The 12,023-nt window shown below is 39.4% G+C and carries 6 protein-coding genes; 3 read left to right on the top strand and 3 right to left on the bottom strand.

Annotation, left to right across the window (positions count from 1 at the left end; all coding sequences use genetic code 11):
• Positions 1-316: 316 nt before the first annotated feature.
• From HMPREF0106_RS11785 to HMPREF0106_RS11795, 3 genes are all read left to right on the top strand, one after another.
• A complete protein-coding gene (locus tag HMPREF0106_RS11785) occupies positions 317-1,495 on the top strand; it encodes a tyrosine-type recombinase/integrase (protein WP_008646122.1) in 1,179 nt (392 codons plus the stop codon).
• A 509-nt stretch (positions 1,496-2,004) separates the two neighbouring features.
• Complete coding sequence (locus HMPREF0106_RS11790) at positions 2,005-5,136, top strand: SusC/RagA family TonB-linked outer membrane protein (protein ID WP_004315619.1); 3,132 nt, start codon at positions 2,005-2,007, stop codon at positions 5,134-5,136.
• 24 nt (positions 5,137-5,160) lie between these two features.
• Positions 5,161-7,242: a RagB/SusD family nutrient uptake outer membrane protein gene (locus HMPREF0106_RS11795; protein ID WP_009040090.1), complete on the top strand. Its 2,082-nt coding sequence runs from the start codon at positions 5,161-5,163 to the stop codon at positions 7,240-7,242.
• Between the two features lie 92 nt (positions 7,243-7,334).
• Here HMPREF0106_RS11795 and HMPREF0106_RS11800 read toward each other — a convergent pair whose 3' ends face one another.
• The 3 genes from HMPREF0106_RS11800 to HMPREF0106_RS11810 form a co-directional block, all read right to left on the bottom strand.
• Entirely contained in the window at positions 7,335-8,024 is a 690-nt protein-coding gene (locus tag HMPREF0106_RS11800) for an SGNH/GDSL hydrolase family protein (protein ID WP_009040089.1), read from the bottom strand.
• Between the two features lie 88 nt (positions 8,025-8,112).
• Positions 8,113-9,495 carry a glycoside hydrolase family 28 protein gene (locus HMPREF0106_RS11805; protein ID WP_009040088.1) on the bottom strand — a complete coding sequence of 461 codons (1,383 nt, stop codon included), beginning with the start codon at positions 9,493-9,495 and terminating at the stop codon, positions 8,113-8,115.
• A gap of 62 nt (positions 9,496-9,557) precedes the next feature.
• Complete coding sequence (locus HMPREF0106_RS11810) at positions 9,558-11,648, bottom strand: beta-galactosidase (RefSeq protein ID WP_009040087.1); 2,091 nt, start codon at positions 11,646-11,648, stop codon at positions 9,558-9,560.
• Positions 11,649-12,023 lie beyond the last annotated feature (375 nt).

Raw genomic sequence — 12,023 nt, 5'->3', positions numbered from 1 at the left:
ACCTGCCAAGTGGATCATGACAGCAAGGCAATACGTGCTGAATATCTATACAGAAAACCGGGCTTATGCAAGACCTTTCAAAACAGAATTCGGATAAGAATCCTTTCTTTCCGGTTAGAATCTGCGTATTACCTCAAGTCGCATCGTGGGGTAAGGGGATGGTGGCTACATATTGATGTTGTGCTGTTGCTTTTTACTGAAAGCTGCTACTAACGACTCATAAATCTACCCTTAATCGTGTATTGGATGATAGTTGCGGATTTTAGGTTTCTATTTTATTGTATGGAAAATAGTAATTTATAAACCTAAAAATGATATGGCGAATTTTTCAATTGTAGTTGTTCCAACTAAAAAATTATCAAATGGCAGACATCGAATAAGGATAGCCGTAGCACATCATTCTCAAACCAGATATATATCTACCCAATTTACTTTGGATTCTGCCAATCAACTAAAAAATGGTCGAGTAGTAAGGCATGAGAATGCAGCGAATATGAATGCCTGTCTTCGGAAACTAATCAATGAGTATGAAGAAATTGTTACATCGATCAGCTATTTACCAGCAATTTCATGTACCGAACTTATACGTATAATTACTTATGAACAAAAGAAAAAAGGTATAACCTTTCAAGCTGTTGCAAAAGAATACATGAATTTCATGAAAGGAGAAGAGCGGGAGAAATCTTATAAACTTTATAAGATAGCTTCCGAAAGATTAGTCAAATATATGAAAGGGGATTTTCCTTTAATTCAATTGACACCTATACATATCCAAGGATTTGCCAAAGTTCTTCACGAGGAGAATCTGGCAGATACAACTATCAGAATATATCTGACTTTAATAAAGGTGATAGTAAATTATGCCGGTAAGATGAATTATGTATCTTACTCCATTCATCCTTTTGTCCTCTTTAAGATGCCGACAAGTAATGTGCGGGAACTTGATTTGTCAATAGATGAACTGAAGAGAATACGTGATGTCCGGCTTTTAAAGTCTTCTTTATCCATGGTGAGAGATATTTTTATGCTTACCTATTATTTAGGCGGTATCAACCTGAGAGATTTATTAGCATATGATTTTAAAAATAAGAACGATATGCGTTATGTGCGTCACAAAACACGTAATAGCAAGAAGGGAGAAAATGAAATTGTATTTACTTTGCAGCCTGAAGCAAAAGTGCTTATAGATAAATATATGTCGAGAAATGGGCATTTGCAGTTTGGTAAATATTCATCTTATAAACAAATATATAGTTTAGTCTTCCGACATATAAATAAGGTAACAGAACTTTCGGGGGTAAAGAAAAAGGTTACTTACTATTCCGCCCGAAAGACATTTGCACAACACGGATATGATTTAGGCATTCAAATTGAAAAAATAGAATACTGTATCGGACACAGTATGAAAAATAACCGTCCTATCTTTAATTATATTAAGATTATGCAAGAACATGCCGATAAGGTGTTTCGTGCCGTACTTGACCAATTGCTATAGCATAGATAGTTTTTCACTGCTATTTTTATTTCCTTCTTTTGCTAATCGATTTCATTCCGATCGCTATCTTTTTTTCGTTCCACTATAGTTATCCGCAAAGTACACTATAGTTACCCTTGCGGATAACTATAGTCAAACGCAAAGATAACTATAGTGGAACGAAGAAAGATTCGCATACCGGATAACTCATAATAGGTAAAAAAGATATTAATGGTACTAATTGTTCAAATCCTATCCTCAATTGATTGCTAACTATATGTAGTCATTTGATTCACAGTCGGTTATACTAAAAAGAGAATCTAACTTTTGTTTAACTTTATAATAAATATGCTATGTAAATATAGAAATACCATACAATATATCATACAACTAAACCTCTATAAAGTACTACATTACAGGAATATCCATATAAAATACAAAAAGAAACAAAGAGTCTTCATTAGAGGATAAAAAGATAAATCAACAATAAAGGATCTATAAACCAATATTTATAACTTAATAATTAAAGTATGAAAAGCAACAAAAAAGGTAATCACCTGTATGCCTATAAGGATACTATCCGACGGCTATTTCTTCTCACTTTGTTCTCCTTTTTAATAGTAGAATCCTATGCCCAAAACAAAACGATTTCGGGTACGGTTACAGATTTTACCGGAGAACCGGTTATTGGTGCCAGTGTGTTGGTTAATGGTACTACTAATGGTACAATTACTGATTTAAATGGCAAGTTTTCTCTTTCCAATGTACCAACCAAAGGTACAATCACTATCACTTATATAGGATACAAAAAGCAAGAAGTATCCGTAGCAGGAAATACTAACTTCAAGATAACTCTTCAAGAAGATACTGAAACGCTGGATGAAGTAGTAGTTGTGGGCTACGGTGTACAGAAGAAAAGCGATGTAACTGGCGCTATGGCCCGCGTAGGAGAAAAAGAATTAAAAGCAATGCCTGTAAGAAATGCATTGGAAGGAATGCAGGGCAAAACAGCAGGTGTGGATATTACATCTAGCCAACGTCCCGGAGAAGTCGGTAACATTAACATTCGTGGGCAACGCTCTATTAATGCAGAGCAAGGACCACTGTATGTCGTAGATGGTATGGTAATTCAAAATGGAGGTATTGAAAACATCAATCCTTCCGACATTGAAGCTATTGACATTTTGAAAGATGCTTCGGCCACAGCCATTTATGGTTCACGTGGTGCCAATGGTGTAATTCTCGTAACTACTAAAAAAGGAAAAGAGGGAAAAGTAACCCTGAACTATTCAGGTACTGTTACTTTTGAAACATTACATGATGTCACAGAAATGATGTCTGCCACAGAATGGCTGGATTATGCTCGCCTAGCCAAATACAATGCGGGTTCTTATGCTTCGGCCACTCCAACTTTTGAAGCAGATAAAGCAGCATTCGGCAGTGTAAGCGCTTCGTGGAAGAATATCGAGCAAGCATGGTCAAATGGCAATTATGATCCCTCAAAGGTCGGCTCCTACGACTGGGCATCTCACGGCAAACAGACGGGTATCACCCACGAACATACCTTAAGTGCCTCCGGAGGTTCGGACAAATTCCAAGGTTATGCTTCATTCGGCTATCTAGATCAAAAAGGAACACAACCAGGACAAGCCTATGAACGTTATACATTAAAGACATCATTTGACGTAACTCCTGTTGATTGGTTCAAAATGGGTTCTTCAATTAACGCATCATATTCTACTCAAGACTATGGATATAGTTTCTCTAAATCCGTAACTGGTTCCGGTGACTTCTATAGTGCATTAAGAAGCATGATCCCATGGACTGTGCCTTACGATGAAAACGGTGAATATGTCCGTTATCCAAGCGGTGACGTAAATATCATCAACCCCATCCGGGAATTAGACTATAATACCAATCAACGCCGTACTTTCCGTGCTTCTGCCAGCATGTACTCACAGATTGATTTCGGAAAAATTTGGAAACCACTGGAAGGTTTATCCTATCGTCTTCAGTTTGGTCCCGAATTTCAATTTTACACTCTAGGAGTTGCTAACGCTGCTGATGGCATCAATGGAGATGGTAACAACGGTGCACAATATAAGAACGAACAAAAGCGTGCATGGACATTGGATAACCTGATCTATTACAATAAAACTCTAGGTCAGCATAGTCTAGGAATGACATTGATGCAATCCGCTTCTGCCTATCATTACGAGATGGGAGATATGAGAGCCACCAATGTAGCCTCGTCGGATGAGCTTTGGTATAATATGGGATCTGCCGGTACATTGAATTCCTTTGGTACTGGGCTAACCGAAACTCAGATGGCATCTTATATGGTTCGACTGAACTATGGTTACAAAGATAAATACTTGTTAACGGCATCTATGCGTTGGGATGGTGCCTCTCAATTAGCCGAAGGGCACAAATGGGCAAGTTTTCCTTCTGCAGCTATTGCATGGAGAATGGATCAAGAAGATTTCATGAAAGACATCAGTTGGTTGAATCAGTTGAAACTTCGTGTAGGTATGGGTGTCACAGGCAATGCAGCTATCAAAGCATACGCAACCAAAGGTGCCATCACCGGTTTATACTATAACTGGGGACAAAGTGATTCATCTTTAGGTTATGTACCTTCCGATCCTTCACAAAAAGAGCCTGCTAAAATGGCTAATCCAACCTTAGGCTGGGAACGAACTACACAATACAATGTCGGTATTGACTATGGCTTCTTTAATAACCGACTCACCGGTAGTATTGATGCATACAAAACAAAAACCAATGACTTATTATTAGAAATGTCAATCCCTTCATTAACGGGTTATGTTTCTACGTATGCCAATGTGGGTAAAACATCCGGATATGGTATTGATTTGCAAGTAAATGCAATACCAGTACAAACCAAAGATTTTACCTGGAGCACTACTTTAACATGGTCTATGGATAGAAACCGAATTGACGAATTATCTAACGGCAGAACTGAAGATGTGAATAACAAATGGTTTGTCGGTGAAGAAATCGGTGTTTATTACGACTGGGTATATGATGGAATATGGAAAACGGAAGAAGCTGAAGAAGCTGCTAAATACGGACGTAAGCCAGGACAAATCAAAGTAAAAGATTTAAATAATGATGGTGCAATAGATGCTAACGATGACAAGCAAATTGTAGGGCATACACGTCCACGCTGGACAGGTGGATGGAGCAACACTTTCAGCTATAAGAATTTTGAGCTTTCCTTCTTTATTCTGTCACGCTGGGGATTCACCGTCCCGCAAGGAGCTGTAACGCTCGACGGTCGCTATATGCAACGTAAAGTAGACTATTGGGTGGCTGGTACAAATGAAAATGCAAAATACTATTCACCCGGCTCCAACGGCGAAGGAGCCGATGCTTTCAACAGTGCAATGAACTATCAAGATGGATCGTACATTAAAGTACGTAATATTTCATTGGGCTATAATTTTACCCCGCAACAATTAAAGAAGTTGGGTATCAATAATTTGAAGCTATATGTTCAAGCCATGAACCCATTCAATATCTATAAGGCATGTGACTTTTTAGATACAGACTTGGTAAACTATGACAATAATACCAAGACATTTGGTTCACCTACCACTTTGAAGAGTTTTGTAATAGGTGTCAACATCGGATTCTAATCAACAAATTAAAGTAAAGACATTATGAAATTAAATAGAATATTATTTGCTGCTTTAATAGCCAGCGTAACAGGAAGCTCGATCACATCGTGCAGTGAGTCTTTCCTTGATGAAAATCTTACGACTCAATATAGTACAGACCGTTTTAAAACCCAGGAAGGTCTTGATGAATTGGTAACTGGCGCCTATCAGAAACTTAAATTTAAATTCAATTATATATGGGGAATCCAATGTTACAATATGGGAGTGGACGAGTTTACCGATGCTAACAATGTAATTCCTGCATGGAATCACTATAGCCAGGATTTAAACTCATCTGAAAATGGTGCCAACCAACCCATCTGGGATAATTACTACGGACTAGTTGAACCCGCAAACATATTGATTCAGAACATACCTCAATATTATAATCAGAGTTCACCTACATACAACACCCGTTTAGGAGAAGCACATTTCCTTAGAGCTTATGCTTATTTTGAATTAGTAAAACAATTTGGTGGCGTACCTTTGAAATTAGCTCCGTCTACAAGTGCCGAAACATATTTCACACGGAATTCTGCTGAAGAAATATACACACAGGTTATAGCTGATTTTGGAGAAGCCTACAGACTACTTCCCAATAAAGGTGAATCAATCGGACGGATTAACAAATATGCTGCCGCACATTTCCTTGCAAAAGCACATTTATTCCGTGCATCTGAATTGTACAGCGATTGGAACAGTAATTATGTAGCATCCGACCTCGATGCTGTTATTCAATATGGTTCGGAAGTAGTAGATGCACATCCGTTGTGTAGTGATTATGTAGAACTTTGGGACTATGAACAGCCAAACGGAGCCAATGAAAAAGTAAGCGAAGTGATTCTAGCGGCTCAATTCTCTAATGATGAATCAACATGGGGACGCTTTGGAAATCAGATGCATCTTTATTATCCGGCCGTATATCAAGGCAATGATATAGGTGGATGTAAACGTGACATCTCAGGAGGACGTGAATTCTCATACGTAAGTGCTACAGAATATACCATGCAGGTATTTGACCGTGTCAATGACTCTCGTTTCTGGAAATCATTCATCACCTGTTATGGAGCCAACGAAACCAAAAGCGCTCCTACCTGGACAGCAGAAGATATGCCATACGCTCCGGCAGGTGTAAAAGAAGGTGACAAACGTTTTAGTGGAGGTGAACTCGGTATGAAATACATCGTTAATGACCCGGGAGACAACCGCTATGAGAAATATCCCAATGCTCCGGCATATACTGTTTTGAAAGATGGAAAAATGTGTAACACGTACACATATGTACGCTATTTCAAAGGGCAGGAACACAGTTGGAATGTAAATGAAAAAACAGGTAATTATTACGATATCATACCCCACAAACGTTCGGTAGCTTTATCTAAATTCCGTGATGGTTACCGTGTTTCTATTGCGTCTCAATTCGGTACTCGTGATGCTATTATCGCCCGTTCGGCAGATGATGTACTAATGGTTGCCGAGGCATATATTCGTAAGGGGGAAGCCAACTATGACAAAGCTATCGAGTGGATGAATAAATTACGTGAACGTGCCGGTTATAAAACAGGTGAGGATCGTAGTAAGAATGTAGATGGCGGACAAGCCTATAAGAACAATCCTTATTGTTCGGGAAAGGGGGGCGGTCATTCTTCTGAAGGTGCTATTTACTGGGAAGAAAATACTTATTACGAGTCAAACAATATAGAACAGGAAACCACTGCTTCTACCAAAACAACAATGAAATTAAATAGTGTATCAGATGTATATAATTCTACAGTAGATGTCCCTATTTACAACGAACTGGGCTACACATCCAATGCTGACAAAATGATGTGCTTCCTGTTGAATGAACGTACAAGAGAACTTTGTGGCGAATTGCAACGCTGGGAAGATCTGGCACGTACCAAGACGTTAGACGCCCGTTGGCATAAATTCAACGATGGTGCCAGCAGAGGTCTTGGCGAATTCAAATCGGAGAAACATTACTATCGTCCGATCCCCCAAGCCTTCTTAGACGGTATCACCAATTCAAATGGTTCTGCATTAAGTAATGAGGAAAAGAAAGCAATGCAAAACCCGGGATATTAAGGTAAACAACTAATCCTATTGCCACTTGTCACTCTTCGAAATAGAATTTCTAATCAAAGAAGAACAAGTGGCAATATTTTTTAATGCTCCTTTCACTTCGTCTTCTTCACCATGAACTCTTTAATCTGTTCACTGATCTGCTCCATTCCCTTTATTGAAGGATGACCACTCTTTTTGTCAATGTCATGCAATTCTATGCAATCAATATTATAATGCCTGCAGATAGTTCTGACTGATTCATTAAACTCTTCCTTTAAACCGGAATTCAATAGAAAATAGATTTCAACATTAGGATAGCGATCAATCATGTGATCGAGCATATAAGCCATAGCCGGACGGAATTTATACAAATCGTCTTTAGTCCATCCCACATACTGATACTCCCCAAGCGGAGAGCCAGCCCAACAATCATTAGTTGCGCCAAAAACAAAAATTACATCCGGACAACCCAGTTGATCCATACGGGTTATAAAAGAACGATCCGAGTAATCTTCATTGCGATAACCCGTATTACAAATCGTTGCACCCGAAAATGAATTATTGACACAAAGGCGGTAATTATTCTCTTTAATGAATTTATGCCACCACGTCTGTTTTACTGAAGTCACATCTGTTTGTTGTCGTGGAGAGACATAATACCAAATACTATTCGTATCTGGTTGTAGATATCCTTCAAACGTTGAATACGAGTCGCCTAAAATAGAAATAGATTTCAGGCTTTGGGCAAAACTTATACTGCTACATAAAATAGTAAGTAGCAGCAAAAAACAGGATTTCTTCATACTAGAATAAAGTTTTCAATTTTGCCGCTAATATACTACATTATGCTAATATGACAGTACGATTTTTTCTGCCAATTTCAGAAAATGATTATTTTACCTCCCTTTCATAGGTCACATTCTTCTCTACTACATTCTCCACATTATTCACTTTCTTCACGAACTTCTTCACTTCCCCTACCTTCACATTCTTGATTGTTACATTCTTCACCGGAAGTTTTGCATCTCCTTTCAATTCGTAAATAGCATCTGCCGACTCACAAGTGACTTTATCCATATAAATGCCATCAATACGGGTAATCCGTTCTTCATAAGTAGGTACCAAATCTTTCCATTGATAAAGCACTTCGGTATCTATTTCAAGTACACGTTGAGCCATTCCTGCCTGTACATTCTTCATATAAACGTTTTCTATAAACCCACCTCTACGATGATTGGTTTTTACGAAAAAAAGACGCATTACTGAATTCGGAGCTGTGCAATCATGCATATAAATATTCCGTATTCCTCCGGAAATTTCACTTCCAATGCCAAGCAAAGTATGTCCTTTAAGAATCTGGCAATTACGGATAACAATATTTTCGCAAGGAGTATTCAATCGCCAGGCATCTTGATTACGTCCGGCTTTAATCACTACTGCATCATCACCCTGATCGAAAGAACAATCTTCTACCAGAAAATTACGGCTCATTTCGAAATCAATACCGTCATTATTATGTCCATGTGCTTTTACATCCAGATTACGTACCAGTCCTCCGTCACACATATAAAGATGAATGGTCCAGAACGGACTTTCACGAATCTTAAACCCATCCAATAAAACATTCTTGCAGCGATTGAAATGAATCAAGTGCGGACGAAGGTGGTTCTCTCCTACCGCCATTTGACGTTCAATAACAGGAACATCGGTCGAAGCTTTCGTATATAACTCTTTCAATGCCTCCAAATGAGGTTGAGGACGTTTGAACCATACTTTCCAAGTATCCATCTTCGGCTGAAGAGTCCCTTTACCTGTAATTGCCACATTCTCACATTCAAAAGCATAGAGTAATGGAGAATAATTATAACATTCCAAACCTTCCCATGAAGTCATCACTGCCGGAAGATAATCAAAAGGATTATCCGTAAAATTCAGAATCGCATTCTCCTCCAAATAAAGATTTACATTACTTTTAAAATGAATTGGCCCAGTTAACCATATACCTGCCGGAACAACAACACGTCCGCCACCTGATTTATGACACGCTTCAATAGCGGCAGCAATTGCTTTTGTATTGTTTACTTCACCTCCGTTTTTTGCTCCGTAATCTGTTATCAAAAAGTCTTTGTCCGGATAGATAAATACTTTAATAGGTTGCATAGGGAAAGGAGCTTTCACCTTTACCATTTTATAATTATCAGCGGCAAAAGTACAGGAAGCTGTCAATAAGCAAAGGCAGACAACTACCATCGGTTTCAGTAAGTAAGTCTTCATTACAATATCATTTTTTTAATTCTTCAAACACATCAAAGATAAGAATATTAATTTATAGCCGGTCACATTGAAAACACCAATACACCCGCTGTAGGAATATTTGTAGTTCCAATCAATGCTTTGGCTCCTTTCGGCAAGTTAAAGGCATAGGGTTGGTCTGAATAGTTCAAAACAATTCCCAAGCCATTCCGGTATTCCATTGTCACGCCATAAGGCAAATCCATTACCGGGATATTCAGCTGTGCATATAGTTTTTTCAATATATCTTTTTCCAATGCTCCGTTGTGGCTGTCCACTCCAACATAAGTAATCGTACCTTTCCCCAGTTTGCGGAAAGTCACAGCCGGACTTCCTTCATAGAATTCGTTCTTATAAGTAGCCCATATTTGAGCATCTGCCGGAGGATTCAGAATCTCTCCCCATGTATTCCAGGCATACTCTTTTCCGTTCATAACAACAGTACCGGGATCTTCGGGAAGAAGCAAATCATAAAAGTTCATTTCATTTCCGGTCAGCGGAGTAATCATAGAGCCAAAAGGAGCCTCCGGGAGACGACCATAACGATCCTTCTGTGCCGTACGACAAGTCAGAATGAGGTTTCCGCCATTCTTCACATAAGAAATCCATTTGTCCACCAGTTCTTTATCAGCTAATTGATAAGCCGGCGCAATGACGACCGGATAATCAGATAAGTTCTTGGCTTCTGATATAAAATCGACGGGGGCTCCGAATGATTTTAAGGTACGGTAATACTTTTCAATATGCGCAAAAGTATCCCAAGTCCGGTTTTGCTTCTGTCGCTCAATGCTCCAGGAGTTTTCAGGATTGAAAAGAATAGCTGTACGACGTGCCAAGTAATCAGCAGGCTTCGCCTCACGGGGAGCATAATGCTTACGAAGTTCACGAATCTCTTTTATAAAAGTTTCATACTCTTTTCCACCGGGGGTAACAGTCACTCCGTCTGTTCCCACTATTCCATAATGATACTGTTCTGTACCATAGAGCGGTTGGCGATAGCGGTAGGTACAGATAAAATCACTTCCACCGGCAAATACACTCCACATCCATAGACGGACAGCTCCCGGAAGAGGCTGGGGATTGATACTGCCCCAGTTCACTTGTCCCGGTTGCAGTTCCATTACACCATACGTTCCCTGTATTGGACGGAAAAAATCATTCGCCCAGGCAATACGCAACGGATTACCTACACGATAGCCCCGACGACCGATTCCCTCATTATCTCCATATACCATGTAACGGGTATAGCTTTGGAAATCCAACGCAGGACTACCACCAATATGTCCTTCATCATAGTTCGGTATATAATTGGTTGTTACCCATTGGTTCTTTGCATATTTCTTGATTAACAAGCATTGCTCATTCAGAAAATCATTGGTTTGCATTGCTGCAAAACGACGGTAATCCAAAATCTGATGATGGTTCATAAACATCTGTACACGCTTGGGAAGCGTTATTTCATCAAAAGAAGAATAAGCCTCACTCCAAAAAGCAGTTCCCCAGGCATTATTTAAAAGTTGAATGTCATTATTGTATTTGGCACGAAGAAAATCACGGAAGGCAAGTTCCGCTTTCGGATTATAGTCAAACTGTACGGCAGGCTCGTTATCGAGTTGCCATCCGATAATACGAGGATCGTTACCATAGTGCTGCGCCAGTTTTTCAATCATCTTATAAGATAACTCTCTGTAAAGAGGAGAAGCAAATGAAGCATGCTGACGGGCACCGTGGTCAAGTACCGTTCCATCTTCATTCTTCAACAGAATTTCAGGATATTTCCGGCTCATCCATACAGGAGGAGTGGCAGTAGACGTACACATTATCACTTTTAAATCATATTTGGCAGCTAAAGCTACCGCTCTGTCGAGCCAGGCAAAATCATAACGACCTTCTTCCGGCTCCAACTGCGCCCAGGCAAACTCGGCAAAATGAGTAAATTCAAATCCCAAGTCATGCATTTTCATGAAGTCACGTTCCCACTGGTTTTCATCCCAGTGTTCAGGATAATAGTAGACGCCTGTCAGTGTCAGATCTTTGTCATTAAACCAAGAAGAGGGGTGTGCTGTAGTTGAAAGAGTCAGCAGGCAGGCGGCACAAAAAGTTGCCAGCATTTTACTTTTTATCATATACTTCATAAATTCAATTGATTATTAATGTTAGCTATTCTTTATCATTCGTTTTATAAATGGGAATTTAGGGGCGTAGCGCCCCAACAAGGTTTCCATTCGGCATGTTATCGTTTTAGACATACCCTAAAGGGTGGAACTGTATCTCTTTCAGGGAATACCGAATGGAAACCTTGCTCCGGCGCTACGCCGGTAATGAGAATTTATCGGTTAGGCTGAAAGCCTTACAATCATATATTTATCGGGATGCCCTGAAAGGGCTTAATTATATAGCGTAGGGCAACGCCCTACGAGAAAAACACACCAGCCACAAGCCCTGAAAGGGCGGAACCGTATACAATTATGCCCTTTCAGGGCGCAAATTCAGATTGTCGTTTTTACGTA

This window comes from Bacteroides sp. D22 (assembly GCF_000163675.1).
Classification (GTDB): Bacteria; Bacteroidota; Bacteroidia; order Bacteroidales; family Bacteroidaceae; genus Bacteroides; species Bacteroides xylanisolvens.
The sequence above is the reverse complement of the archived record's forward strand: the minus strand, read 5'-3'. Positions and strand labels throughout refer to the sequence as shown.

Excerpts from the sequence above, each read along its gene's own strand:
- HMPREF0106_RS11785 (WP_008646122.1), top strand. The coding sequence starts at position 317 with ATGGCGAATTTTTCAATTGTAGTTGTTCCAACTAAAAAATTATCAAAT.
- HMPREF0106_RS11790 (WP_004315619.1), top strand. The coding sequence starts at position 2,005 with ATGAAAAGCAACAAAAAAGGTAATCACCTGTATGCCTATAAGGATACT.
- HMPREF0106_RS11795 (WP_009040090.1), top strand. The coding sequence starts at position 5,161 with ATGAAATTAAATAGAATATTATTTGCTGCTTTAATAGCCAGCGTAACA.
- HMPREF0106_RS11800 (WP_009040089.1), bottom strand. The coding sequence starts at position 8,024 with ATGAAGAAATCCTGTTTTTTGCTGCTACTTACTATTTTATGTAGCAGT.
- HMPREF0106_RS11805 (WP_009040088.1), bottom strand. The coding sequence starts at position 9,495 with ATGAAGACTTACTTACTGAAACCGATGGTAGTTGTCTGCCTTTGCTTA.
- HMPREF0106_RS11810 (WP_009040087.1), bottom strand. The coding sequence starts at position 11,648 with ATGAAGTATATGATAAAAAGTAAAATGCTGGCAACTTTTTGTGCCGCC.